We start from the raw sequence: 26,750 nt of genomic DNA, 5'->3' as shown, positions 1-26,750 counted from the left end.
GTAAAATTACTTGATCAAAACAACGTGGTGAAGGAGAAGATGATGGAAGCAAGTCGAATCCGTAAAGGCATGGTTGTTGAGTGCCAGCAGGGCGTAGGTACGATATTGGTGGTCGACCGTGAAGCAGAGACGGTACTGTTGTCGAAACAAGGCTCTGATCAGCAGATTGCGGTTAGCTTTGATGAAATAGAAGATGACCCACAACTGCATGGCGGTAGTGACAGATATTACTAGCGCCTATCACGGCATTAGGTATCAGATACAAAAAAGGAAGAGCTTGCTCTTCCTTTTTGTTTTAAGTCTTGCGTTATGGGTTGCTATGATTACTTCGTGCGTTGTACCGCGACATGAGCCAGAGTAATAAGCGCTTGCTTGTATTCAGATTCCGGCAATACTGATAGTTCTTCGATTGCTTTGTCTGCTTCTTCTAGTGCTTTTTGCGTCGTGTATTCCAGAGATCCGGCCTCTTTCATCACCGCGAGAATTTCTTCTAAGCGATCCATGCCATTGGCCTTCTCAATTGCTTCGCGAATCATGAGGGCATTGTCTGGCGTGGTATTACGCATAGCGTGAAGTAGAGGTAAAGTTGGCTTGCCTTCAGCCAAATCATCCCCCACATTTTTACCCATGTCTTTGCCATCAGAGGTGTAATCCATGACGTCATCAATAAGCTGAAACGCAGTACCCAAATACTTACCGTAATTTTGCATTGCGATTTCAACATGCTCAGGAGCATCGTTTAAGATTGCGCCAATTTGAGTTGCAGACTCAAATAAGCGTGCCGTCTTAGAGTAGATGACTTGCATGTAGCTTTCTTCTGTCGTGTCAGGATCGTTACAGTTCATCAACTGCTGAACTTCACCTTCGGCGATCACGTTTACGGCGTTGCTCATTAGCTTAAGGATCTTCATGGATCCTAGCTCCGTCATCATTTGGAATGAGCGAGTATAGATAAAGTCCCCAACTAACACGCTAGCAGCATTGCCAAATGCAGCATTCGCAGTTGCTTTACCGCGGCGCATGTCTGATTCGTCGACCACGTCATCATGCAGCAAAGTCGCTGTATGGATGAACTCAATAAACGCAGCTGCCATGGTATGACCGTTGCCTTGGTAACCAAGTGCGCGGGCTGACAGTATCGCTAAAAGCGGTCTCAGACGTTTGCCTCCACCACTCACGATATAAAAACCGAGCTGGTTGATTAAAGAGACATCAGAATTAAGTTGGGCTTGAATTGTTTCATTCACTTTTGCCATGTCATCGGCAGTAAGCGCTTGGATAGTTTTAAAATCCATCGTATATCCGGCTGAAGTTAGACCCTGCAAGGCTTATTCGATTTATATAATTGTCGAATAATACACTAAAAAACGTTGATTAATACATTACTAAAGGGCATGATTGCCGCACTTTTCTTTGGCGATTAGCTTTTCGCCAATTTTTTCAAAATATGGCTTGTCATAGGAGCATCTATTCTGTAGAATCTGCGCCCTATTGATGATTAGTTTAGCGCACACCCTCAAGAAAGGCTGTGCGGAAAAAGCGGAGTAAAATATGTACGCTGTTTTCCAATCTGGTGGTAAACAACACCGTGTAAGCGAAGGTCAAACTCTTCGTTTAGAGAAATTAGACGTTGAAACTGGTGCAACTGTAGAATTTGATAAAGTTCTTCTTGTTGCTAACGGCGAAGACATCAAAGTTGGTGCTCCTCTTGTAGAGGGCGGCAAAATTGTTGCTGAAGTTGTACAACACGGTCGTGGCGATAAAGTTAAAATCGTTAAGTTCCGTCGTCGTAAGCACTCTCGTAAGCAACAGGGTCACCGTCAGTGGTTCACTGAAGTGAAGATCACTGGTATCAACGCTTAATCTATTAGGAGAGTTTAACAATGGCACACAAAAAAGCTGGTGGTTCTACTCGTAACGGCCGCGATTCAGAAAGCAAACGTCTAGGTGTTAAGCGTTTCGGTGGTGAATCTGTACTTGCAGGTAACATCATCGTTCGTCAACGTGGTACTAAGTTCCACGCTGGTAACAACGTAGGTATCGGTAAAGACCACACTCTATTCGCTCTTACTGAAGGTAAAGTGAAGTTCGAAGTGAAAGGTCCTAAGAACCGTAAGTTTGTAAGCATCGAAGCTGAGTAATTAGGTTTTTACCAAGTTACTTAATAGCTTTAAGCTGAATTCAAAAGCCCTGCCGAATCGGCGGGGTTTTTTATTTATGGCAGTCGACATATCGAAGTTTCTCGTTTCCACGTTATTTGTGGGCTGGGAGCTTAGATCTGTCATCTGCTAAAATTGTCAGATGACAAAGTAGATTTAATCCACGCACGAAGTAGTCGGAGTAAAAGATGAAGTTCGTAGATGAAGCGGTAGTAAAAGTTCAGGCTGGCGACGGCGGTAGCGGCGTTGTGAGTTTCTGGCGTGAAAAGTTCATCACTAAAGGTGGCCCTGATGGCGGTGATGGTGGCGACGGTGGTGATGTTTATATCCAAGCCGATGAAAACCTTAACACTCTGATTGATTATCGTTTCCAGCGCTTCTACGAAGCGGAGCGTGGTGAGAATGGCCGCGGTGGTAACTGTACTGGTAAACGTGGCAAAGACATCGTTCTTCGTGTGCCTGTAGGTACGCGCGCAGTGGATATCCACACAAATGAAATCGTGGCAGAAGTTGCTGAACACGGTAAGAAAGTGATGATCGCAAAAGGCGGTTGGCACGGTCTAGGTAACACGCGTTTCAAATCTTCAGTAAACCGCGCGCCTCGTCAAAGAACATTAGGCACAAAAGGTGAAGTACGTGAAATTCGCCTTGAGCTATTGCTTCTTGCTGACGTTGGTATGCTTGGTCTACCTAATGCAGGTAAATCAACCTTTATCCGCGCAGTATCAGCAGCAAAACCAAAAGTCGCTGATTACCCATTCACGACGTTGATCCCAAGCTTGGGCGTAGTGAGTGTCGTACCAGAGAAAAGCTTTGTTGTTGCAGACATTCCAGGTCTTATCGAAGGTGCAGCAGATGGCGCTGGTCTTGGTATTCGATTCTTGAAGCACTTAGAGCGTTGCCGAGTGTTGCTGCACATGATCGATATTATGCCAATTGATCAGTCTGATCCGGTGCAAAATGCACTGACGATCATTGATGAGCTAGAGCAATACAGTGAAAAACTGGCAAGCAAGCCACGCTGGTTAGTATTCAACAAAGTTGATTTAATGCCTGAAGAAGAAGCGAATGAGAAGATCCAAGAAATCTTAGACGCACTAGGCTGGGAAGACGAGTACTTTAAGATCTCGGCGATCAACCGCAACGGTACTAAAGAGCTTTGTTACAAATTGGCTGACTTTATGGATAACCTACCTCGCGAAGAGGAAGAAGTGGCTGAAGAAGATAAAGTTAACTTCATGTGGGATGATTACCATAAAGATGCGATGGCGGGTAAAGACGTTATCACTGAAGATGACGACGACGATTGGGATGACTGGGACGATGAAGAAGATGACGGTCACGTTGTCTACGTTCGTGACTAATCAGAACCGTCAAACAATGCCTGTTTGTCTATAATTCATTAAGCCGCAATTATTTATTGCGGCTTTTTTTGTATCTAAATCATATTTAGATGGTGTGATTTACGGCACAATAGCCGATACGTCGTGATTTTTGAGGGCTAGTTTGGACCTCTCGCGTATGAATGAGCAACACCCTAAAAGGAATTAGACTGATTTATGACTCTAGAAACCATACCGTCTGGAGAGTTTGCGGTATCCACTCAACGATCTATTTCTCGCCTTGTTGCCCAAGCCGGGCAAATGCTACTCGCTCATGGTGCTGAAAGTACTCTGGTGAGCGATATTATACGCCGTATTGGCCTTGCTTGTGGGGTTAATGAAGTTGCGGTTGCGCTATCAGCCAATGCACTGGTTGTAACGACGGTAATGGATGGACACTGCATCACCACCACCCGAAGTTGTGCCGATCGTGGCATTAATATGCGCGTTATTACGCAAATTCAACGTATCTGCATCATGATGGAGCGTGGGCTGCTCGATGCAACCATGGCGCAGAAAAAGCTGAACGCCATCAGTCCAGAGCGTTATAACCGCTGGTTGGTGGTGTTTATGATTGGCTTGTCATGTGCGGCATTCAGTCATCTGGCAGGTGGTGATTTGGGGGTATTCATCATGACCTTTTTAGCATCAGCTGGTGGCATGATCGTACGCCAAGAAATTGGTCATCGTCACTTTAATCCTTTACTGAACTTTGCAGCGACCGCCTTTGTCACGACCTTAATTTCTGCGCAAGCTGAAATCTACCAAATCGGCAATCTGCCCACTGTTGCAATGGCATCGTCGGTATTAATGCTCGTACCGGGTTTCCCGTTGATTAACTCGGTGGCAGACATGCTGAAAGGGCACATTAACATGGGTATTGCCCGGTTTGTGATGGCCAGCTTACTGACGTTGGCGACGTGTTTGGGCATCGTTGCTGCGATGAGCGTTACTGGAATTTGGGGGTGGGCAATCTAATGAGTTTGTTTGATTTGATGCTTGGACTGCTGAATGACATGTTTTTCGCTGCGATTCCCGCAGTTGGATTTGCACTGGTTTTTAACGTGCCACAAAGAGCTTTAGTGTATTGCGCTGTTGGCGGCGCGATTGGACACGGCAGCCGTTATTTGATGATGCAGTTTGGTATTCCCATTGAATGGGCGACCTTTTTTGCCGCGACGCTAGTTGGGATGATCGGGGTATACTGGTCTCGCCGCTTTCTCGCGCACCCAAAAGTGTTCACTGTGGCAGCTTTGATCCCGATGGTACCTGGCGTGTTTGCATACAAAGCAATGATAGCCATGGTTGAGATCAACCATATTGGTTATTCACCTGAGCTCGTTGCAACTTGTATGGAGAACTTTCTTAAGGCCATGTTTATTATTGCAGGTTTAGCTGTTGGTCTTGCTGTTCCAGGGCTGTTATTCTATCGCCGCAGACCTATTGTATAAGGACCTAACATGATCATTAGTATGATTGCCGCGATGGCCGACAATCGCATCATTGGCAAAGACAATCAAATGCCTTGGCATCTTCCCGCCGATTTCGCTTGGTTTAAGCGCTGCACTATGGGCAAGCCTGTTGTGATGGGACGCAAAACCTATGAGTCTATTGGTCGCCCTTTACCTGGTCGCTTGAATATTGTTATCAGCCGTGATGAGACACTAAAGATCGAAGGCGTCACTACCGTAACATCGATTGAGCAAGCTTTGGACGTGACTGGTGACGTGGAAGAAGTGATGATCATTGGTGGTGGTGCGATTTACGCAGCTTGTCTGCCGATGGCCAATAAACTGTATGTAACACACATTGAAGCCGCGATTGATGGTGATACTCAGTTCCCAGACTGGGGAGATCAATTTAAGGAAACCTACTCAGAAACGTATCAAGCGGATGAGAAGAACGCCTACAACATGCGCTTTACTGTGTTAGAAAAGTAATTCGAGATTAAAACAGCGTAGTTAATACGGTAATGCCGTTCGTATAACAGCGAGCGGCCATCCCGGCCTGCCATCATCCTGAAAGCGACGGAGGAGCGTGATTCAGGATCTTCTATACGAGTACTTTGTTGTCAAAGGTATCTCTATCTACCCGCAGCGTACGGATATTAGATTCCTAGTCTCGCTAAGACTCGCTGGAATGACTCTACAGGAGATGTTAGGTGACAGGCATTCTCCCTACGATGGACTATCGACTATTATTCAGTGTTTAACTTAACGCATCCTGAGTAAAGATTTTCTTATCGTCCCAACGGATCATGGTTAGGCTTCCGCCCCAAACACAGCCAGTATCCAGACCGATGATCTCTTCGTCTACATGGCCTTGTAGTGCAGCCCAGTGACCAAATAACACCGTTTTATTGAGGTGAACGCGCTGAGGTACATCAAACCATGGAATAAGTTCGTTACCGGAAACTTGTTGTGGTGGTAGCTTGCAATCCATATCCAAACGACCATCGGGGAAACAAAAGCGCATCCGCGTAAAAGCATTGATAATATAACGGTATCGGTCCAAACCTTGTAGAGAGTCATGCCAGGAATCAGGTTGATTACTGTACATGTTTTTTAAGAGCCAAGGCAGCTCTTCACTTTGGATGATGCGTTCAACTTCGCGGGCACATTTTCTTGCGGTTTTTAGATTCCACTGCGGTGATATCCCAGCGTGACACATCACGAACTCGTCATGCTCGGCCATAAGAGGTTGCTGAGCTATCCATGCCAATAGATCTTCTTTATCGGGTGCAGTGAAAATAGGCGCGGTTTTATCTTTGTCTTTGACCTTTTTTATCCCGTGAGCAACGGCGAGCAGGTGAAGGTCGTGATTACCAAGCACCACGGTTGCGCTTGTGCCAAGCGACTTCACAAAGCGTAAAGTTTCTAGTGATTTAGGCCCTCTGGCGACCAAATCACCAGCGAGCCAAAGTTGGTCTTTTTTCGCAGAGAAAGAGACTTGTTCTAGTAGTCGCTGCAATTCATCAAAACAGCCTTGAATATCACCAACAATATAGGTAGCCACTGAATCTCCAATTTACTAATTTAAAACATTTGGAACAGCAAGACGAAATGGTTCAATTTCGGTGATGAACTCCTGTCCTTTTTCATCCAGCATTTTGTAGTGCCCTTGCATAACGCCGACAGGGGTTTCTAACGCGGTTCCGCTACTGTACGTGTATTCATCATTGCTTGGAATAAAAGGTTGTTGACCCACCACACCATCACCTTCAACCGTCATTTGCTTGCCATTCGAGTCTGTGATTAACCAGCGACGGCTCACTAACTGCACGGTTTGTTGGCTAAGGTTTTTGATGGTGATGATATAGGCGAAAACGTAGCGTTGTAGCTCAGGATTGGACTGTTCTTCGATGTATTTGGTGTGAACTTGAATTTTGATGCAAGGTTGAATGACGTCCATGTGCACTCCTCAGAAACGTAATATCCCAATAATAATAAGCCAAACCGGCAAGGGTTTGGCTTATCGTTTGAGTTCTTAGTGCTGCGGGTTATCCGCAAGCCAGTTCGCCATCGCGACGAATTGTTCTAGCGTCAGGTTCTCTGGACGCATGCTTGGATTAACACCTAGCTCTTCTAGTACTTCTGTGCTTAACAACGATTTGTAGCAGTTACGAACTGTTTTACGACGTTGGTTAAAGCCTTCACGACAAACGCGATCCAGCAAACGCAGATCTTTCGCCGGGCATGGTAGCTCTTCATATGGCACTAAACGAACAACGGCAGAGTCCACTTTCGGTGGTGGAACGAATGCCGTTGGCGGTACTTCCAGTACTGGTACCACTTTACAGTAGTACTGAGCCATTACCGTTAAACGGCCGTAAGCTTTGCTGCCAGGGCCGGCGGCTAAGCGGTTTACCACTTCTTTTTGCAGCATAAAGTGCATGTCTTGAATGTCTTTATGGAATTCAAAAAGGTGGAACATCAATGGTGTAGAGATGTTGTACGGCAAGTTGCCGAAAATGCGTAGCTTGTTGTTTGGCTTCACCAATTGAGTGAAGTCAAAACGCATAGCGTCACCCTCATGGATGGTCAACTTATCCGCCAGTTCAGGGTGAGTACGTAGGCGTTCCGCCAGATCGCGGTCCAGTTCGATGACCGTGAATTTATCCACTTCACGACCTACCGGCTCAGTGATTGCACCAAGACCAGGACCGATTTCAACCAGGTTTTGACCTGGTTTTGGGTTAATCGCTGATACGATTCCATCAATAATGTATGGATCGTTCAGGAAGTTTTGACCAAAACGTTTACGCGCTTTGTGTCCTAAATGGACATCATTTCTCATTGTTTCTTCTCTACCAAATCTATCGCATGCGTGAGCGCTGTTCGGAAACTCCCTGTATCCGCTTGACCTGTCCCTGCCAGATCTAATGCAGTACCGTGATCCACCGATGTTCTAATAAAAGGTAGACCAAGAGTAATGTTTACTGAACGACCAAAGCCTTTGTATTTTAATACTGGCAACACTTGGTCGTGGTACATGCCTAAAACAGCATCAGCATCATTTAAATATTTTTCATTGAAAATGGTATCTGCCGGCAAGGGGCCGATCAGGTTGATACCTTTTTCTTGTCGAATCTTTTCCAGTGTCGGAGTGATGGTTTCGATCTCTTCATGACCTAAGCAGCCATCTTCGCCAGCATGAGGGTTAAGCCCGCAAACGTAGATGTTTGGTTGTGCGATAGCAAACTTTTCTACAAGGTCTTTATGAAGAATATCGATGATTTTTTCTAATCGCTCTTCGGTGACCGCTTTGGACACATACGCTAAAGGAATATGTGTTGTGACTAGCGCCACGCGTAGTCCTTCCGTTGCTAGCATCATGACGACTAGCGGCGTTTTTGACTTCTCGGCGAAAAACTCAGTATGACCACTGAATGCAACACCTGCGCGATTAATCACCCCCTTATGAACAGGGCCGGTGACAATAGCATCAAATTCATCATTCATACAGCCTAAAGCGGCTCTTTCTAGCGTTTTTAGTACATAGTGACCATTCGCTTCGTTGAGCTCGCCTGCGACCGCAGGTTCCGATATTTGGATATGATCAACGATAAGCGTGCCTGCTTTTTGTGCTTTAGGCGCTTCTTCTGGATTGTAATCAGACAGTTGGACTTCAATGCCAAGCTGCTTGGCTCTGTCCATCAGCATATTTTTATCGGCGCAGACGACAATTTGGTGCGCCCAATCTTCCTTCGATAAGGCAAGCACTAAGTCTGGGCCGATACCCGCAGGTTCCCCTGCGGTTACGACAATTCTACGAATTGTATTAGTTGTCATTGTTGCCATCCACGATTTCAACAAACGCACTTGCGCGTAGCTCTTGCATCCATGCGCCCGCTTCTTCATTAAATTTACGGTTAAATAGAATACGGTAAGCCTTATTCTTCATCGCTGAGTCAGTGCGGTCAACTTGGCGACGATCCAACACTTCAACGATATGCCAGCCGTGAACGGTTTTGAACGGTTCGCTGATTGAGCCAACAGGCAGAGTTTCTACTTGGTGTTTAAATTCTGGCACGTACAGATCTGGCGTTTGATAACCTAGCTCGCCGTCTTGCGCTGCCGAACCAGGGTCTTGGCTGTACTGCGTTGCCAATTGAGCGAAAGTGGCTTCGCCAGCTTTGATGCGGCGTACAAACTCATTCAGTTGCTTCTTCGCCCCTTCATCACTCAGAATCACGGTTGGTTTAATCAAAATATGACGCGCATTTACTTCCGTTACCGCAACCGTTTCTAGGCCTTTTACATCCTCAATTTTTAGGATGTGGAAACCGACGCCACTGCGAAATGGACCAATGATGCTGCCTTTGTTTTGCATTTTGATCTGATCGGCAAAGATGGTTGGCATTTCTTCTTTACGCATCCAGCCCCAGTCGCCACCTTGTAAAGCTTTAGGACCTTTTGAGTAGGTGTAGGCCATCTCCGTAAAGTCTGCACCTTCGTTTAGCTTTTTCGCCAGCGCTTTTGCTTCTGCTTCTACAGCAGACTTTTCTTTGTCATCAGAGAAGCGCAGTTGAATGTGTCCAATTTTGTATTGAACGGTCGCATTGGTTTCTTGTGATAGTTGCTCAGCAAGGCTGTCGACTTCTGCTGGAAGGATATTAATACGGCGACGAACCAGTGCATTACGGGCTTCTGAAGCGGCGATTTCCTTACGGATTTGTTCGCGGAATTCTGGGTAACTCAAGCCTTCACTTTCTACAGAAGCGGCGAGTTGTTCTACAGATTGTTCATTATTACGTGCGATCTCCGCAATCGCTTGGTTTAAGCGGTTATCGTCAATACGCACACCGATACGGTCTGCTTCTTGGCCTTGCAACGTGTCAATAATCAGCTTTTCAACAACTTGTTCTTTTAACACGCTAGCAGAAGGTAAGCTCTTTCCGCTTTGACGTGCGTTGGCTTGCAGCGTTTTCATCGCTGTTTCGATGTCGCTTTGTAGAATTACACCGTCGTTCACGATGACCGCAACCTTATCGATCTCTACTGGTGCTGCAACCGCTCCGCAAGAGAGTAGGGTCGTGAATAAGATTGATTTCCAAATTTTCATTTAAAATTCCGTCAGTATTTTTTGAATAGGCGTCTTATTCATTTAAGACGCCTATTTCGATTAATTGTTCAGATAGAATGGGCGGCCGTACTTAATCGCGTTGTCAGAACCATCCAGTTCTTTGACTGCAGTGTCTTCACGCTGATTGGTCGCAAAGCCTTGAATACCGAAGTTAACGCTAAAGTTATTTTCGTATTCAGGTGATGCGCCAGTGCTGCCGATAGTTTGGTTTTCCCAACCAAGCAATTGGTTGGCGTAAGTCACACCAATGTACCAACAGTCAGACTGGTAACGCAGGCTCGCTAGCCATTCTAGGTCCGCATTTTCATTTAGGTCGTAGTAGTATTGACCACTTGCAGACCAGTTCGGGTTGAACTCGTAGGCCGCTACAATACCTGCTTGTGAAATGCCTTTACGAGTAATTGTGTCTAGGTTTTCGAGAATGATCGTATCTTCGATGTATTCACGCGTGACGTAACGATAGTTACCCTGAATAAAGCCACCGTTAAATTGGTACTCTAAGGTACTGTTCGCCAACTGCATGGAGCTCAAATCGATATCGTATTGAATTCCACCGTGATAGAACAAGTAATCGTTGTAGTTGAAATCAGCTTCAATCGCCCATGATGAGTAGTTGGTGGTCTCATCCGGAAGATTTGGGCTGTTGCTCAGTTTGGTCTTTTTATCGAAGTAGTAAATCTGACCAAATGAAACGTTAAGACGCTCTTTATAGTCATCATCAAAGAAGCGAGTACTCGCACCGTAGCTTAACTGGTTCGCAGAGGCGATTTTATCAATGCCACTGTACTTACGACTGCGGAATAGCCCGTAGTAGTCGGTTTGTAGCAAGGTGGTATCGTAGTTGTAGATATTGGTTTGATCTTCTTCAGGTACGTACAAGTACTGTAGCTGAGGTTCCAGTGTTTGTGTGTAGCCCTTGATCCAACTCGTGTCTCGCTCTAAGTAAAGTTGCGCATGCGTACGGAACTCGGGGATAACACGAGAAACTTCGTCATCTAACTGGTTTTGTAAGTTGACATCTGTCAGACCCGTTAAGTCTTGAGAGTAGTACGTGGAAAGCACGCGGGCTTCCGTTGTCCACGTTGCCCATGAATTTGAAAGCGGCAATGTAAGCCCTGGTTCAATATGAACACGGGTTGCATTTGGTCGCGCAGCATCGCTCGTATCGAAGCGGCTCACTTGGCTCTTCACGTCAAAGTTTAGGTAATCTCCCCACAATGGCGTGTAGTAGTTCAAGTCTAACTGAGGAAGCAGGCGATAAGGGCGGTTCTCTTCTTTCAATAAGATTTGGAAGTCACGAACGGTTAACGAGGCATCCCAGAAGTCAGAACGATATTGTACTTGTCCTTCTTGAACCAGTTGACCATCTTCACGATTACCAATATCGGAGTCGAGATCGAGGAAGTAATCAATATCACTCACTTTTGAGTAATCGACTTTGACTATCCACTGTTTATTGATAATACCGTCGTGTTTAACTTGGTAGCCCCAACGAGACTCGTCTTGATATTTGCGATCGCTATTGAGGTATTCGCCTTTGATTTCACCATTCCCCCAGCCATCCGTTAGGTAGCGGAAATCAGTATCGAGTTTTGTTCCACGCTGCTGCATATAGAGCGTGGTGAGCGTCATGTCATATTGAGGCGCGATGTTCCAATAGAATGGCACCTCGACTTCCATACCATCGCTAGAACCATACGATAAAGAAGGGAAGAGGAAGCCCGTTTTACGCGTATCTCCAATTGGCATGGTTAGATACGGCACATAGAAAACAGGCACATCTAACACTTCAAATCGAGGATGGTGCAGCGTCGCCGTCTCTTCATCTTGGTCAACGTCAATACCCGACGCCACTAAACGCCATGAATTGTCGCCTTGAGGACATGATGTAATAGAACCATCTTCGAGTTCATAAACCGACTGACCTGTACGCGCGATGTATGCTGCTGTGCCTCGACCTTGTTGGCAAAGGAACTGATAATCGGTGTTCTCCAGTGAAAACGTGTCTTGGTTGATGTCATTAGTAACACGATCAGATCGAGCTTTGACTTGGCCGTCATTGAAAGTCACGTTGCCTTCGGCAACCACGACGTTGTCTTGTTGGTGCAGCGTTACGCTATCTGCGGTGATTTTCTTCTGGCCTTGGGTGACTTGTACATTACCTGAGTACTGAGCTTTGTCACCATTGATGGCTTGCAGGGTGTCAGCTTCTACCACTACTGGGGTATTAAGAGCGTCCTCCTCGCCACTGGTATCGACCAAACATTGATCTGTGGCGGGCATTTCCTGCACACTATCATGGATATTCGCTTCAGCTTGAGTGGTGGGTACAAACAAGGCGGTGCTGATAGAGGCCGCTAAACATGTGCGGGAGAAATGTTGCATTGAATTGAACTTTCCTGTGTCACTACTACTCGATGGCTATAGGGCTTGTTGTACCCTAGCGTAATAGCCAAATGAATCAACTATAGTCGCATTTATCCCAGCGTATTGATTCACTGTGGCATAATGACGACAAAATAGCTGCAAAGATAAGCAGGCGAAATGGCCTAGCCGAAATAAAACTAATTCCATTATCATAAAGGAAATCGTTGCATCCGGCACTATAAGACCGCCGTCGTCGATAAAAATTCATTGATAGAGAACACATAATGCATATTTTTGGCAAAATTCTGGGTGCCTTTTTTGGCTTGTTACTTGGCGGGCCGCTAGGTTTACTCTTTGGCTTATTTATTGGCCATCAATTCGATAAAGCACGTCGCTTGAGTCAAGCCGGGTTCTCTACTGGCGGCTTTGGAAAAGGGCCGAGCCAAGCTCAGCGCCAAGAAGAATTTTTTAAAGCGGCGTTTGCGGTAATGGGACATGTGGCAAAAGCGAAAGGCCAAGTCACCAAAGAGGAAATCCAACTTGCTTCTGCAATGATGGACCGCATGAATTTGCATGGCGAACAGCGCCGCGCTGCGCAAGATGCGTTTCGTGAAGGTAAAGACAGTGACTTTCCGTTAGAAGACGTTCTTGTTCGTGTGAAAATTTCGACAGCAGGCCGCTTTGACTTGTTGCAATTTTTCCTTGAACTACAAATCTCGGCGGCCTTTGCTGACGGCTCGATTCATCCTAGTGAACGAAATGTGTTACACAAAATAGCACGCGGTTTGGGTTTCTCTTCTGAGCAGCTAGAGCGTCGCTTGCAAATGCAAGAAGCCGCATTCCGTTTCCAAAGCCAAGGTGGCTTTCATGGCCAGCATCAAGGCCAATCTTCTGGTGGTAGCTGGCAACAAGCTTCACAAGCGGATCAACTGGCTGACGCGTACAAAATTCTGGATGTGTCTTCAGATGCTGACAGTAAAACCGTCAAGCGTGCTTATCGTAAACTGATGAACGAGCACCACCCAGACAAATTGATGGCTAAAGGTCTACCACCAGAGATGATGAACGTTGCGAAAGAAAAATCTCAAGAGATTCAAAACGCTTACGATCTGATTAAAAAGGTCAAAGGCTTTAAGTGATTTTGTCAAAATCTAGAAAATAAAAAGGGCACTTGGTGCCCTTTTAGCTTTTGGGTTACGGGTGACCAAAAGCGTTGCAAGCTGAGCGGTGACGATAAATTAGTCAGCTTGATTTAAACTCCAATCGTATTCGTACTTCACTTTTCCAGAGAAGTCTTTGTACTGTGGCGCGTACTTCGCGATGTGGTTGAAGACTTGTTTTTCTCCACCAAAGTCCGCTGCAAACCAATCATAAATGGAAGACAGCTGTGCCGTGTTTCCTTGAATGGATACGCCTTTGTTGCTGTTAATAAACGTTCTGGCAGCACTTTCAAGTAAGGCTTCAGTGTTTTCGGCAGTGAATGCTTGAGCTTGTAGGTTAGGGCATCCCAAACTTGCACAATTTACGGCGTAGTGCGTTCTTGGGTCATTCCAAATTGGACGCAAAATTCGATGTTCAATATCGTTTAAAGTTAGATCCTTCCCGTTGACCACGACCACATCGTCTCCCCAAGGACCAAAGCTAAATAAACCACCTAGCTTGGTGATGGATTCGACTGGATAGTTATCCAAAATAAGATCTACCGTGATGGCGTTGTAAAGGTTTACCCAATAGGCATATTGCTCTGCTTGGTTGTACTGCAATGGGTCGAGTTTTACCAGTCGTCGGATGTACTGCTTTAACTTCGCTTTGTCGGAAGCCGTGACTTTGCTATAGCGGAACAAAGTATTCTCACCTTGTTCAACCAAGTAATTGTCTAACAGTTGTTGCCATTCCTGATGGGAAATGTGTGTTTGGTTGGCCTGATTCGATTGTTGCCAATACGGCCACAAGTCAGATTTAGGAGCAGCGAACGCTGAGAAAGAAACCAGAGCACACAATAGCAATAACAGACGCTTCATAGAGATACCTTTGAATGAGATATTGTTGATAGTGTAGACCTGTTTAGTGCTTGTTTTCTTTCAGTAATCAGTAATCAGTAATCAGTTGCCTTTATTCTCCGTTATTCCGAGGAGCATAAGCGACATCAGGAATCTAATACCCACAACGCTTCAGTAAAGAAAGTATGAATCTGCACAGTGCACTCTGGCAGTCTATCCTGCATCACGCTCCTTCGTCGCTGTTCAGGGTGACGAATTTCAACAGAGGCGTTCGGTATTCCGTAAGTAAAGCGCTATAAAATCAGTCGCCTAAAACATTAAAAGGGCCGACAATTGCCAGCCCTTGATTTGTGTATTTACTAATGCGTTTTAACGCAAGAAGCTTGGGATATTCGCTTCGTATTCCGCAATTTTGTCCTCGTGTTGAAGCGTTAGCCCAATATTGTCTAAACCATTCAACAAACAGTGACGACGGAACTCATCAATTTCAAAACCATATTCTTTGCCGTTGGCACGAACCACATTCGCTTCTAAATCGACCTCGACTTCTGCACCTTCATTTGCCTCAACAAACTGGAAGATTTCATCCACTTCTTGTTCAGTCAAACGAACTGGCACCATTTGGTTGTTGATCGAGTTGCCGTAAAAGATATCGGCAAAGCTTGGTGCGATCATCGCTTTTATGCCGTAATCCGCCAGTGCCCACGGTGCGTGCTCGCGAGATGAGCCACAGCCGAAGTTTTCACGAGCCAGCAAGATAGACGCGCCTTGGTAGCGAGGTGCGTTCATCACGAACTCTGGATTTGGTTGTTCGCCAGCATCGTCTAGGAAGCGCCAGTCATGGAACAAGTGTTTACCAAAGCCTAGGCGGGAGACCTTTTGTAGGAACTGCTTTGGAATGATGGCATCAGTATCAACGTTCGCTGCATCTAGAGGAACAACTAAGCCTGTATGTTGTTTAAAGCCTGACATTTGTTTGCTCCTTAGTCTAGTTCACGAATATCTACAAAGTGACCAGCAATTGCTGCTGCCGCTGCCATCGCAGGGCTCACTAGGTGGGTACGGCCATCACGACCTTGGCGGCCTTCAAAGTTACGGTTTGAAGTAGACGCACAACGTTCATGTGGACCCAAACGGTCGTTGTTCATTGCTAGACACATCGAGCAACCTGGTAGGCGCCACTCAAAGCCCGCCTCTTTAAAGATGACATCTAGGCCTTCTGCTTCCGCCTGCGCCTTTACTTGCTCAGAGCCAGGAACGATTAGCGCTTGAACGTGAGACGAGACTTTGCGACCTTTCGCCACTTCCGCCGCGGCGCGCATGTCTTCGATACGTGAGTTAGTACAAGAACCAACGAAGACTTTATCGACGTTGTAATCCGACAATGACTTGCCCGCTTCCAGACCCATGTAAGCCAGTGCTTTTTCTGCCGAGGCTTTTTCTACTGGGTCGGCAAAACTTTCTGGGGCTGGGATTGGTTGGTCTACCGCGATAACTTGGCCTGGGTTAGTACCCCAAGTGACTTGCGGTTTGATATCCGCTGCGTTTAGTGTCACGACAGCATCAAACTGGGCATCATCGTCAGTTTTTAATGTCTTCCAATATTCTACAGCGGCATCAAAATCCGCACCTTGAGGTGAGAACTTACGGCCTTTGATGTATTCGAATGTAGTTTCATCTGGCGCAATCAAACCGGCTTTTGCACCTAACTCAATCGCCATATTACATACGGTCATACGACCTTCCATTGAAAGGTCAGTGATCGCTTCACCACAGAATTCAACTACGTAACCGGTACCGCCTGCTGCTGTCGTTTCACCGATGATTGCTAGCACAATGTCTTTCGCAGTAATGCCCGGAGCTACTTTGCCTTTCACTTCGATCTTCATCGTTTTAGCGCGCGCTTGTTGTAGCGTTTGAGTTGCTAATACGTGCTCAACTTCTGATGTACCAATACCAAAAGCGAGAGAGCCGAATGCACCGTGTGTAGCTGTGTGCGAGTCACCACAAACAATGGTCATGCCCGGTAGGGTAATACCAAGTTCTGGACCCATAACGTGCACAATACCTTGGTATTTGTGGTTAATGTCGTAAAGCGTTACACCAAACTCTTCACAGTTTTTCGATAGCGTTTCCATCTGGATACGCGCCATCTCACCGGATGCGTTGATATCTTTAGTGGTTGTCGAAACGTTGTGGTCCATGGTGGCAAAAGTTTTGCTGACCTGACGCACTTTGCGACCTTTTTCACGTAAGCCGTCAAATGCTTGCGGAGACGTCACTTCATGTACCAAGTGACGGTCGATGTACAAGATAGGGTTTTCCCCTTCTGCTGCGACGGCAACGTGTGCGTCGTAGACTTTTTCGTATAGTGTTTTGCCCATTGTTTGCTTCCTTTCCTCGTTATCCTTGTTGCTTTGTTTTAGCACCAATGACTTAGAGGTAAGTCATTGGTGGATAGAGGATTTAGTATTTATTATGAATCTGTTCTGTATTACGAGTTTAAGATGTACTCAGCGATCTTATCGCCCATCTCTGATGTTGTAAGTGCCGGGTTGTTGCCTGCAAGGTCGCCTGTTAGCTCGCCAGCTGAAAGTGCTTTCGACACCGCTGCTTCGATGTCTTGTGCTGCGGCTTCTTCGCCAAGGCTATAACGTAACATCAGTGCCGCAGATAGGATTTGCGCCACTGGGTTAGCGATGTTCTTACCTGCGATATCTGGTGCACTGCCGCCTGCTGGCTCGTACAGACCGAACTTACTTTCGTTAAGGCTCGCTGAAGGCAACATACCCATAGAGCCAGTGATCATTGCGCACTCATCAGAAATGATGTCGCCGAAGATGTTTGAACATAGCATGACGTCGAACTGAGCTGGGTCTTTGATAAGCTGCATGGTTGCGTTGTCGATGTACATGTGTGATAGCTCGACATCTGGGTAATCTTTTGCGATTTCTTCGACTACTTCACGCCATAAGATAGAGCTTTGTAGAACGTTCGCTTTGTCGATAGAGCAAACTTTCTTGCGACGTAGACGAGCAGACTCAAAGGCGATTTTTGCAATACGTTCGATCTCAAAGCGGTGGTACACCTCAGTATCAAACGCTTTTTCTGTCGCGCCTTCGCCTTCACGGCCTTTTGGTTGACCGAAATAGATACCACCAGTCAGTTCACGGACCACCACGATGTCAAAACCACGGCCTGAGATGTCAGCACGAAGTGGTGAGAAAGCTTCCAGGCCTGCGTGGATTTGCGCTGGGCGTAGGTTACAAAACAGTTGGAAGTGTTTGCGTAGTGGTAGTAGGGCACCGCGTTCAGGTTGGTCATTTGGTGGCAAGTGCTCCCACTTCGGACCGCCAACTGAACCGAATAGGACTGCATCAGACTCTTCACACGCTTTTACTGTGCTTTCTGGAAGTGGAGAGCCGTGATTATCGATCGCGATACCGCCTACATCATGCTCGTCACGCTCAAACGCAATACCGTGCTTCTTTTCGATAGCATCCAATACCTTGTGTGCTTGCGCCATTACTTCCGGGCCGATGCCGTCACCGGGTAGGACGGCAATTTTGTATGATTTGTCTGTCATGTTAATCCTTTAAGTTTTCTAATTTTGAGCTTAATTATTTCAACGAGCGTGTTCTTTCCTGAGCCATGTAGCTCGGTTGTTATTACACAGTCGCAATCTTTTTCTGCTTCATTTCTTCGATTTTGTCTGCACGGTGGATGCTATTAATAACGTGCAATAGTGCTTGGCCGGAAGCTTCAACGATATCGGTGGAAACGCCCGTACCGTGGTATTTACGACCTTTGTAGTTGGCAATGATGTCAGCTTGACCCAAACCATCTTCACCTTCGCCTTTCGCGGTTAGGTCGAATTTATCCAGTACGATGTCGTAGCCTGTCACGCGGTAGATACATTGGTATAGCGCATCAACTGGGCCATTACCGACTGCCGCTTCACACATTTCTTCATCGCCACATTGCATTTTGATGCTGGTGGTGGCCATTACGCTGCCCGATTGCACGCTTAGGTAGTTCAGTTTGTAGAAGTCATCTTCTTCACGCAGGTTCGAGAAGTGCATTAGGGCCTCTAGATCGTAATCGAACACTTGGCCTTTGCGGTCGGCAAGTTTCAAGAAGTCCGCGTATAGAGCGTCTAGGTTGTACTCGTCCTCGTTGTATCCCATGGTGTCCATGTGGCTCTTCACGGCTGCGCGACCACTACGGCTGGTTAGGTTTAGTGCTTGGTTTTTAAGGCCAATCGACTCAGGGGTCATGATTTCGTAGGTATTCTTATTCTTTAACATGCCATCCTGGTGGATACCTGAAGAGTGGCTAAAGGCATTCGCGCCCACAATCGCTTTGTTGCTCTGAATTGGCATGTTGCATAATTGGCTCACTAACTTACTGGTGCGGTGAATTTCATCATGTTTAATGCCAGTGTGAACACCCAAGAACTCTTGACGCGTCTTGATGATCATTGCGATCTCTTCAAGAGAACAGTTACCCGCTCTCTCACCAATGCCATTGATGGTGCCTTCTATCTGACGTGCGCCGGCTTGAACGGCGGCAATAGAGTTGGCAACTGACATCCCCAAGTCGTCGTGACAGTGAACGGAGATGATCGCTTTATCAATGTTTGGAACGCGGTTGAAAAGGGTTTGAATAATGCCACCAAACTCGCTTGGTACTGTGTAGCCAACGGTATCTGGAATGTTGATTGTGCTCGCACCTGCATTGATGGCAGCTTCTACCATGCGACATAGGTTGTCGATAGGAGTACGACCTGCATCTTCACAAGAAAACTCGACATCATCGGTGTAGTTACGCGCATGTTTAACGGCGTTGACCGCCATTTCAAGTACATCGTCGTAGCTGCGGCGTAGTTTGTCTTCTACGTGAATGGTGGAAGTAGCTAAAAACGTGTGAATACGGAATTGGTCGGCCACTTTTAATGCTTCAGCGGCGGCATCAATATCTTTCGCAACGGCACGCGAAAGGGCACAAACTCGACTGTTTTTGATGTTTTTTGCAATGGTTTGTACCGACTCGAAATCACCAGGTGAAGAGATTGGGAAGCCAGCTTCGATAACATCAACGCCGAGTCTTTCCAGCGCATAGGCAATTTGCAGTTTTTCTTTAACCGTCAAGCTTGCTGACAACGCTTGCTCGCCATCACGCAATGTGGTGTCGAATATAATGACCTGATCGTTCATGTTTGCTTCCTTCCTGATTTCTGCACTTTACGTGCAAGTTAATCGTTTACTTCCAGTATTTAGATATAAAAAAACCCGCATTCTCATGCGGGTTCTTAGAAATTGGTGTGGTTATTTTTCTTCCACAGCCTACCCGCGCGAACTGGTCACGATCAGGAGGAGGCTAAGCAGAATAGAAAAATGAGCTGACATAGTTGTTAAGCTTTCCACATAATTAAGTTAACAAATTAGTACCGCACTCCATGAAGCGCGTCAACCCTAAAGTCGATTTTTTATTCATATCGGATGAGTCTTTTCGTTTGCTTGAAAAAAATGATGCACTAAGTGAAACGACATAATGCGATAGAAACGTGCTAGAAGAAGTAAGTTCTCATCAAGTTTGCGACGTTTCATTACCAAAACAAGCATCGGGATTGCGACTTGTCACACAAAGGTCCGAATTGTTTGGCAAAAGTTTTGAATGACCATTTATAGTAGTGCAGTTGCACTAGGTAAAAGAAATAAGGGTTAGGGAAAGAATGAGGTTAACAAAACAATTTGGACGTTCAGCCATAGTATTTACTCTGGTCAGCTTGTCGGGTTGTCAGCTGTTTCAATCGCAGACCTATGTGGAAGTGGCTTCCCCCGTTGTTATGAATGATCACTCGCAGAGCGTCATGGTTATCAATGATCAAATGGATCGATTTTTGAGTTATGAGGGACGCGAATCGTTCTTGAATCAGATGCTTGTTGCCCTTGAGTCTGACAGCCGAAATAAGTTTAAAGGTAAAGATCCGGAAACGTATTCTTGGTGGAAGATCCGTGTTCAACCTAGTGAGAAACAGCAAGCGGAAGTTTTCCGACCAACCACTGAAGGTGTCGACACCTCAAACCCAGTAGAGTTTATGGATGTTTCTTACCGCTCTAAGACCACATTAAACCTACGCTCCAAACCGAGTCTTGAAGGGGAAAAGCTTGGCGTATTATCGAAAGGGGAAGTCTTTAATGTGCTAGCAAAAGTGGTTGATCAACCTTGGTTTCTCGTTGAACAGAAAGGCGTGATAAAAGGTTATGTCCATAAGGATTATGCGCGCAGCAATGTGATAAATCGTGACATTTTATCTACACAGCCTAACCCTTTACTAGAGCCTAACTCGAGTAAAACGGAGCAAACGGGCATAGAGCATGAACTGTCAGGAAATTACACTTGCCGCTCCCTTAGCTACGAGCTAACAAAAGATGGCGACATGACGATGGGCTCTTTGCGCGCCTGTCGTAAGAAGAGAAAGGTCTGGTACATCGATACGCCTCAACCGCAGCAAGCAAACCCTTCTTAAGCGTTCTCTCCTATGATTGTGCTCAATAGATAGATCATTGGGCACTCCCTAATTTGGCATTTGTCATTAATTGTCCAAACTCCCGTCATGCAGTTGTCACCTAAACCTCCTACTTTTCACACAACGGCGTTGTCAAAGTAAGGAAAGGCCACATGCGAACCATAGAGACAATTACACAGCCAATTGCAACCATTGCTAAGTTTGATTTAGCGCTCTCTAGTGTTTGTCTTAAGCACCGTTTTAATCAGCAAGTTGCCAACATCAGTAAAGGAGTCTCCCACAGTGGTGACGGACATCTGTACTTGGTGCTAGGTTTATTAGCTTGGTATTTAGATAAAGAGCAGGGAGTTTGGTTTTTACTGGCGGGTTTACTTGCTTTTGCCATCGAGTTGCCAATTTATTGGACGCTGAAAAACAGTTTTAAGCGTCGTCGCCCTGAAGAACTCAGTGCACTCCTTCCTGCTTTTATTACCCCCTCTGATCGCTACAGTCTTCCTTCAGGACATACCGCCGCTGCGTTTGTCATGGCGACGCTGATTGATCATTTCTATCCGAGCCTAGGCGTTGCTGCATTCTTTTGGGCAAGTTTAATCGGAACTGCGCGAATCTTATTGGGGGTGCACTTTTTTACCGATGTCATCATTGGTGCACTGCTAGGTAGCCTTTGTGGTGGATTAGCGATTGCGATGCTGGGAGGCTAATTGATGAAAATCTTATACGGTGTTCAAGGTACAGGAAACGGACATATTGCGCGTGCGAGGGCGATGAGTCATGCGTTTAAAGAGCACGATGTTGAGGTCGATTTTTTGTTTTCTGGACGAGCGCCTGAAAAGTACTTTTCAATGGAAGCGTTTGGCGATTATCAGACTCGCCGAGGCTTCACCTTTATCACTGAAAAAGGTTCAGTGAACTATGCGAAAACAGCATTGAGTAACAATTTAGTGCAATTTTGCAAAGAAGTTAAACAGCTTGATTTGTCGTCCTATGATCTTGTGCTCAATGATTTCGAGCCTGTTACGGCATGGGCGGCAAAACAACAAAATAAGCCGTCGATTGGTATCAGTCATCAAAATGCTTTCCGTTATCCAGTGCCGTTAAAGGGAGCGAGTTGGTTAGACAAATCCGTCATTGAATACTTTGCGCCTTCTCAACACCACCTTGGTTTGCATTGGCATCATTTTGATCAACCTTTGCTACCACCGATAGTGCATACCGTCGATAGCCAAGCGGAAAATGACGATTTTGTTTTGGTGTATCTACCGTTCGAATCGATTGAAGACATCTCTGATTTATTGTTCCACTTTAATCAACAAGCGTTTATCTGTTATCACCCCGATGTGATCGAATGTGAGCAAGTGGAAAACATAGAATTACGCCCTTTATGCCACAGCAACTTTCAGCATCATTTACATCGCTGTAGTGGTGTCATTGCCAATGGTGGATTCGAGCTCCCTTCGGAAGCTCTGTCTCTAGGAAAAAAATTATTGCTTAAGCCACTCGCAGGTCAGTTTGAGCAACAAAGCAATGTCGCGACCTTAGAAGACTTAGGACTTGCGATGTCGATGGAGAACTTAGACATTTCCGCAGTACGCCAGTGGCTAAAGGAGCAACAAGCCGAAAGTGTGAAATACCCAGATGTTGCTCAGGCCATTGTCCATTGGGTATTGCAAGGCGCGTGGGATTCACAAGCGGAGTTATCCAAACAGTTGTGGGAGCAAGTTGATTTCCCAAGTTACGTGTCGAACATTTAAGTACGTTGTTCTAAGTACATTGTTCCTTCCTATTTTTGACACGATTTTGTTGCAGCCTTTCAATCTAGAAGGCTGCATTTTTATTCTTTCTCTTTCATTTCTATTCAATGTGTATTTGCTGATAATTTGACTGATAAGTGCAAATTTCACTCAGAGATATAGTCGTCATCTGTTGGTTTTCTCTCGACCAATAACTGAGGTAAATGCATGCGTGTGGTGACCATCCGTCTCATCAATTTACTAAATACTTCCTCAAAGAATGCGCTTTTACGTGTTTTATAGTTTTTTATGTTTTTATCAAGTTGTTGTTATTTAAAGGGTAAATACCTAATCGGCTAAAATTTACTGATTAAATATCAATCTAGTTGCGAAACCGCAATCGATTAGTTGATAGTACAGTTCGAGCCGGAAGTATCCGGACAGCAAATATAATAAAAAGTTAGGTTATCTATTCGTAAAATGATTCGAATCCAGCCGCCGTCTTTTGTGCGAGATGGGATTCTATTCGTTATGAATTTAATGAACAAAGTTGACGATTACAAAAGAGGCGCACTCAATGTTAGAGAAGAAAGATGCGATGAGCGCAATTGCTAGCTACCGTATGGAAAGCACTTTGCGTGGTGTAGATTTAAACCTACTGACTGTATTTGATGCTGTGATGCAAGAGCAAAATATTACTCGTGCAGCACATAACTTAGGCATGTCTCAGCCGGCAGTAAGTAATGCCGTGGCACGTCTAAAAGTGATGTTTAACGACGAGCTGTTTATGCGTCAGGGCCGTGGTATTCAGCCAACGCAACGTGCTCGTCAGTTGTTTGGCCCAATTCGCCAAGCATTACAGCTGATTCGTAATGAACTTCCTAGCTCCGTATTCCAACCAGAATCTTCGACTCGCTTATTTAAGTTGGCGATTTGCAGCCCTTGTGACATGCGTTTTGCTCCGAAGATCATGGCAAAAGTGAATCAACAAGCACCAAACGTTCAGCTTCACCTAGATGCAGAATTTGACCGTCTGTTGTCTGAGCGTATGCGCTATCAAGAAATTGATTTCGTGATCGATTACGCTCGTTTTGATGAGCAAGGCTTCTCTAGTACTGAAATTTTCAAAGATGAATTAGTGGTTATCGCGTCAAAAACACACCCACGCATTCAAGGTGGTGTAACGGCCGAGCAACTGCTTAACGAAAAACATGCGAAGTTATCGAAAGTGCACGGTCAACGCAGCTTCTCAGAACAAGCATATCGTGAACTGGATTGCCAAGCCGCGTACGAAGGCTCTAGTCTAAGCAACCTACTATATGTGGTGGGTCAATCTGAGCTTGTGACTATCGCGCCACGTTGGATGGCAGAAAATGCGGTAAACAGCGATCAGCTGCAAATTCTAGACTTCCCATTTGCAAACAAGGAAATCAGCGGCTTCTTAAGCTGGCATGAATCAAGTGAAAAAGATAAAGGCCACATTTGGCTGCGCGATCAACTGATGATCACTTGTGGTGAAGTGGTTGCCGCAAAATAAGATGACGTTTGGTCTTATAGGTTAAGACCATATTGGTAATCATCAATTTTTACAATTCATTGGTCCCCGAGAGATTTTTGTCTCTCGGGGCTTTTTGTTTTAGCAATCAACAATCGAAACAGTAAGTTAAATAGAGTAATCATTCAGCAGTTTTGGGTATGTTCGCGACGTATAAGTGATAGTTGTCTCTTATTAGTGATAAGTTTGATACTGGTCAGTTGCGTTTTAGCAAGCCGTGAGTACACTTGTTCGCTCAATTAGCTTACGCCTGTAAGCCAAAAGGTAAGTAAAAGAATGGCCAAGTTAGATTTTCATATCGTTAAACGTATTCGTGAACAAATTGCGAACGGTGGTACACGCGTTGCACTCAAGCATAAAGTGGGTGAGGAATGGCAAGGTATTACGTGGACGCAATTTGGTCAGCAAGTTGATGCTTTATCACTTGCACTTTTGGCTCAGGGATTAGGAGTCCAAGATAAAATCGGCATTTTCTCGAACAACATGCCGCAATGGACGATTGCTGATATTGCAGCGCTACAACTACGCGGCGTAACAGTACCTATTTACCCAACCAATACCGCCGCTCAGTCGGCGTACATCATTGACAACGCAGACGTCAAAGTGCTGTTTGTTGGTGAGCAGCCACAATTTGACGCAGCAGTGAGCATTTTCGACCAGTGCGAGCAGTTAGAGCTCATTGTTGCCATGTCTGATGATATCGAACTTGGCGAGCATGATTTCGTTATCTCTTGGCAAGCATTTGTCGCCAAAGGCGATACCACATACCAAGTTGAATTAGACGCACGTTTAGAGCAAGCAAAGGAAGATGATCTACTTACGCTGATCTACACCTCGGGCACAACAGGCCAACCAAAGGGTGTCATGTTGGACTACGCAAACATTGCGGCGCAATTGGAAGGGCACGATCAACGTTTGAGCCTTTCTCAAAGTGATGTGTCATTGTGTTTCCTTCCGCTGTCACACGTATTTGAACGCGCTTGGACCTTTTATGTGTTGTACAAAGGGGCGACCAACTGCTATTTGCAAGACACCATGCAGGTGCGTGATGCACTGAGCCAAGTGCAACCTACCGTGATGTGTGCCGTGCCGCGCTTCTATGAGAAGATCTTCTCTGCGATTCACGAGAAAGTGTCTCGCGCGCCAATTCATCGCAAGATCATGTTTACTTGGGCTGTGAACATGGGCGCAAAAATGGCCGCTTGTCATCAAGAAAAACGTCAGCCATCGCTCATGCTGCGCAAGTCATATGCCCTGGCGGATAAATTGGTTCTGAGCAAGCTGCGAGCGTTACTTGGTGGACAAATCAACTTTATGCCGTGTGGCGGTGCAAAGTTAGATGAAACCATAGGCCGATTCTTCCACGCGATTGGTATCAATGTGAAGTTAGGTTACGGCATGACTGAAACCACGGCGACAGTATCGTGTTGGGATGATAAGTGCTTTAACCCAGACTCTATTGGTATGTCGATGCCTGGCGCGCAAGTGAAGATCGGTGAGAACAACGAGATTCTGGTGCGTGGTCCAATGGTGATGCGTGGCTATTACAAAATGCCAGAAGAGACCGAAAAGACCTTTGATGAGCACGGTTTCCTAAAAACTGGCGATGCGGGTTACATTGATGAAAATGGCAACCTGTTCATCACTGATCGTATCAAAGAGTTGATGAAAACTTCAGGTGGTAAATACATCGCTCCACAAATGATTGAAGGTGCGATTGGTAAAGACCACTTCATCGAGCAAATCGCGGTTATCGCGGACACGCGTAAGTTTGTCTCGGCGCTGATTGTGCCGTGTTTTGATTCTCTTGAAGAGTATGCGAAAGAGCTGAATATCAAGTATCACGATCGCGTTGAATTGATTAAGCATCACCAAGTGGTCGAAATGCTTGAAAAGCGTGTTAACGATCTCCAAAAAGAGTTGGCAAAGTTTGAACAGGTGAAGAAGTTTAAACTGTTACCAAGAGCTTTCTCTATGGATGATGGTGAGTTAACGCCAACTCAAAAACTGCGTCGTAAAGTCATCAATGACAAATACCAAGATGAAATTGAAGAAATGTATAAGGAAAAGTCAGAGAAAAAGTAACTTAAGCTGACTTAGATTTTATATTGATGAAAAAATCCCCAGTGATGTGATTGCGCATTACTGGGGATTTTTGTTTGTGTTGATTCTTTCTATTTTGCTCACCAAATACAGCTATTTAGCACCCTATACTTAAAAGGTTCTGAAATAATGTTCTTTTTTTGAACGTTAAATTTTTAGGTTGTACTGTGAAATAAGGTATGTGTGGCTGCTATTCCTACTAACATTCTAATTACTAGCATCTTGTTTAAAAAGTAGACCAATCTCTCATTAGACCCGTTGATAATAAAACGTTACATTTGTTGGGTAACCTTGCGGGATGTTATGACGAACGCAAGACATAGCCGAAAACGTGGAA

25 protein-coding genes are annotated in these 26,750 nt (G+C 45.5%); 13 read left to right on the top strand and 12 right to left on the bottom strand.

Annotated elements, in window-relative coordinates:
* Positions 1-42: 42 nt before the first annotated feature.
* The gene (locus L3V27_RS13560; RefSeq protein ID WP_005392299.1) at positions 43-234 is read left to right on the top strand and encodes a hypothetical protein; all 192 of its coding nucleotides are present in this window, start codon (positions 43-45) and stop codon (positions 232-234) included.
* Positions 235-323: 89 nt separating this feature from the next.
* Here L3V27_RS13560 and ispB read toward each other — a convergent pair whose 3' ends face one another.
* Positions 324-1,295, bottom strand: a complete 972-nt coding sequence (ispB, locus tag L3V27_RS13555) for an octaprenyl diphosphate synthase (protein WP_237312054.1) — start codon at positions 1,293-1,295, stop codon at positions 324-326.
* A 256-nt stretch (positions 1,296-1,551) separates the two neighbouring features.
* Here ispB and rplU point away from each other — a divergent pair, with 256 nt between their 5' ends.
* The 6 genes from rplU to folA all read left to right on the top strand — a co-directional run bounded on the left by rplU (position 1,552) and on the right by folA (position 5,481).
* Positions 1,552-1,863 (top strand): 50S ribosomal protein L21, encoded by a 312-nt coding sequence (gene rplU, locus L3V27_RS13550; protein ID WP_005383096.1) that lies wholly within the window; start codon positions 1,552-1,554, stop codon positions 1,861-1,863.
* 20 nt (positions 1,864-1,883) lie between these two features.
* Positions 1,884-2,141, top strand: coding sequence for a 50S ribosomal protein L27 (gene rpmA / locus L3V27_RS13545; RefSeq protein ID WP_005383095.1), 258 nt, complete (start codon positions 1,884-1,886; stop codon positions 2,139-2,141).
* A 206-nt stretch (positions 2,142-2,347) separates the two neighbouring features.
* Complete coding sequence (gene cgtA, locus L3V27_RS13540; protein WP_005383091.1) at positions 2,348-3,523, top strand: Obg family GTPase CgtA; 1,176 nt, start codon at positions 2,348-2,350, stop codon at positions 3,521-3,523.
* Positions 3,524-3,718: 195 nt separating this feature from the next.
* A complete protein-coding gene (locus tag L3V27_RS13535) occupies positions 3,719-4,519 on the top strand; it encodes a threonine/serine exporter family protein (protein ID WP_237312052.1) in 801 nt (266 codons plus the stop codon).
* Positions 4,519-4,992, top strand: a complete 474-nt coding sequence (locus L3V27_RS13530) for a threonine/serine exporter family protein (RefSeq protein WP_005392295.1) — start codon at positions 4,519-4,521, stop codon at positions 4,990-4,992. Before L3V27_RS13535 ends, L3V27_RS13530 begins: the two co-directional genes overlap by 1 nt.
* Before the next feature lie 9 nt (positions 4,993-5,001).
* Positions 5,002-5,481 carry a type 3 dihydrofolate reductase gene (gene folA, locus L3V27_RS13525; protein WP_237312050.1) on the top strand — a complete coding sequence of 160 codons (480 nt, stop codon included), beginning with the start codon at positions 5,002-5,004 and terminating at the stop codon, positions 5,479-5,481.
* A 268-nt stretch (positions 5,482-5,749) separates the two neighbouring features.
* On the opposite strand, the gene L3V27_RS13520 is transcribed toward folA, so the two are convergent.
* The 6 genes from L3V27_RS13520 to lptD form a co-directional block, all read right to left on the bottom strand.
* Complete coding sequence (locus tag L3V27_RS13520) at positions 5,750-6,556, bottom strand: symmetrical bis(5'-nucleosyl)-tetraphosphatase (RefSeq protein WP_237312048.1); 807 nt, start codon at positions 6,554-6,556, stop codon at positions 5,750-5,752.
* Between the two features lie 15 nt (positions 6,557-6,571).
* Positions 6,572-6,952 carry a Co2+/Mg2+ efflux protein ApaG gene (gene apaG / locus L3V27_RS13515; RefSeq protein WP_005379668.1) on the bottom strand — a complete coding sequence of 127 codons (381 nt, stop codon included), beginning with the start codon at positions 6,950-6,952 and terminating at the stop codon, positions 6,572-6,574.
* A gap of 75 nt (positions 6,953-7,027) precedes the next feature.
* The gene (gene rsmA, locus L3V27_RS13510) at positions 7,028-7,837 is read right to left on the bottom strand and encodes a 16S rRNA (adenine(1518)-N(6)/adenine(1519)-N(6))-dimethyltransferase RsmA (RefSeq protein WP_005379669.1); all 810 of its coding nucleotides are present in this window, start codon (positions 7,835-7,837) and stop codon (positions 7,028-7,030) included.
* A complete protein-coding gene (gene pdxA / locus L3V27_RS13505; protein WP_182036206.1) occupies positions 7,834-8,832 on the bottom strand; it encodes a 4-hydroxythreonine-4-phosphate dehydrogenase PdxA in 999 nt (332 codons plus the stop codon). The genes rsmA and pdxA overlap by 4 nt, the downstream gene beginning before the upstream one ends.
* Positions 8,822-10,105: a peptidylprolyl isomerase SurA gene (gene surA, locus L3V27_RS13500; protein ID WP_237312046.1), complete on the bottom strand. Its 1,284-nt coding sequence runs from the start codon at positions 10,103-10,105 to the stop codon at positions 8,822-8,824. The genes pdxA and surA overlap by 11 nt, the downstream gene beginning before the upstream one ends.
* Before the next feature lie 60 nt (positions 10,106-10,165).
* Positions 10,166-12,511, bottom strand: a complete 2,346-nt coding sequence (gene lptD / locus L3V27_RS13495) for an LPS assembly protein LptD (protein ID WP_006742729.1) — start codon at positions 12,509-12,511, stop codon at positions 10,166-10,168.
* A 266-nt stretch (positions 12,512-12,777) separates the two neighbouring features.
* Here lptD and djlA point away from each other — a divergent pair, with 266 nt between their 5' ends.
* Positions 12,778-13,632, top strand: coding sequence for a co-chaperone DjlA (gene djlA, locus L3V27_RS13490; protein ID WP_005383076.1), 855 nt, complete (start codon positions 12,778-12,780; stop codon positions 13,630-13,632).
* Positions 13,633-13,731: 99 nt separating this feature from the next.
* On the opposite strand, the gene L3V27_RS13485 is transcribed toward djlA, so the two are convergent.
* The 5 genes from L3V27_RS13485 to leuA form a co-directional block, all read right to left on the bottom strand.
* Positions 13,732-14,514 carry a DUF547 domain-containing protein gene (locus L3V27_RS13485; RefSeq protein ID WP_145533390.1) on the bottom strand — a complete coding sequence of 261 codons (783 nt, stop codon included), beginning with the start codon at positions 14,512-14,514 and terminating at the stop codon, positions 13,732-13,734.
* 348 nt (positions 14,515-14,862) lie between these two features.
* On the bottom strand, positions 14,863-15,465 hold the full coding sequence (leuD, locus tag L3V27_RS13480; protein ID WP_046874029.1) for a 3-isopropylmalate dehydratase small subunit: 603 nt from the start codon (positions 15,463-15,465) through the stop codon (positions 14,863-14,865).
* A gap of 11 nt (positions 15,466-15,476) precedes the next feature.
* Positions 15,477-16,877: a 3-isopropylmalate dehydratase large subunit gene (gene leuC / locus L3V27_RS13475; protein ID WP_237312044.1), complete on the bottom strand. Its 1,401-nt coding sequence runs from the start codon at positions 16,875-16,877 to the stop codon at positions 15,477-15,479.
* Between the two features lie 110 nt (positions 16,878-16,987).
* On the bottom strand, positions 16,988-18,079 hold the full coding sequence (leuB, locus tag L3V27_RS13470; RefSeq protein WP_006742732.1) for a 3-isopropylmalate dehydrogenase: 1,092 nt from the start codon (positions 18,077-18,079) through the stop codon (positions 16,988-16,990).
* Positions 18,080-18,161: 82 nt separating this feature from the next.
* Entirely contained in the window at positions 18,162-19,709 is a 1,548-nt protein-coding gene (leuA, locus tag L3V27_RS13465) for a 2-isopropylmalate synthase (protein WP_006742733.1), read from the bottom strand.
* A 518-nt stretch (positions 19,710-20,227) separates the two neighbouring features.
* Here leuA and L3V27_RS13460 point away from each other — a divergent pair.
* From L3V27_RS13460 to L3V27_RS13440, 5 genes are all read left to right on the top strand, one after another.
* Positions 20,228-21,025: an SH3 domain-containing protein gene (locus L3V27_RS13460; RefSeq protein ID WP_237312043.1), complete on the top strand. Its 798-nt coding sequence runs from the start codon at positions 20,228-20,230 to the stop codon at positions 21,023-21,025.
* A 152-nt stretch (positions 21,026-21,177) separates the two neighbouring features.
* Complete coding sequence (locus L3V27_RS13455) at positions 21,178-21,726, top strand: phosphatase PAP2 family protein (protein ID WP_005379690.1); 549 nt, start codon at positions 21,178-21,180, stop codon at positions 21,724-21,726.
* A 3-nt stretch (positions 21,727-21,729) separates the two neighbouring features.
* Positions 21,730-22,776 carry an MJ1255/VC2487 family glycosyltransferase gene (locus L3V27_RS13450; protein WP_104971230.1) on the top strand — a complete coding sequence of 349 codons (1,047 nt, stop codon included), beginning with the start codon at positions 21,730-21,732 and terminating at the stop codon, positions 22,774-22,776.
* A gap of 556 nt (positions 22,777-23,332) precedes the next feature.
* Complete coding sequence (calR, locus tag L3V27_RS13445) at positions 23,333-24,292, top strand: LysR family transcriptional regulator CalR (protein WP_005379693.1); 960 nt, start codon at positions 23,333-23,335, stop codon at positions 24,290-24,292.
* A 294-nt stretch (positions 24,293-24,586) separates the two neighbouring features.
* Positions 24,587-26,395: a long-chain fatty acid--CoA ligase gene (locus L3V27_RS13440; RefSeq protein ID WP_046874025.1), complete on the top strand. Its 1,809-nt coding sequence runs from the start codon at positions 24,587-24,589 to the stop codon at positions 26,393-26,395.
* Positions 26,396-26,750 lie beyond the last annotated feature (355 nt).

Origin of the sequence: Vibrio sp. J2-3(2022), from assembly GCF_021725735.1 — a bacterium.
In the GTDB taxonomy this organism is placed as follows: domain Bacteria; phylum Pseudomonadota; class Gammaproteobacteria; order Enterobacterales; family Vibrionaceae; genus Vibrio; species Vibrio diabolicus.
This window is presented reverse-complemented; position numbering and strand designations above follow the sequence as displayed.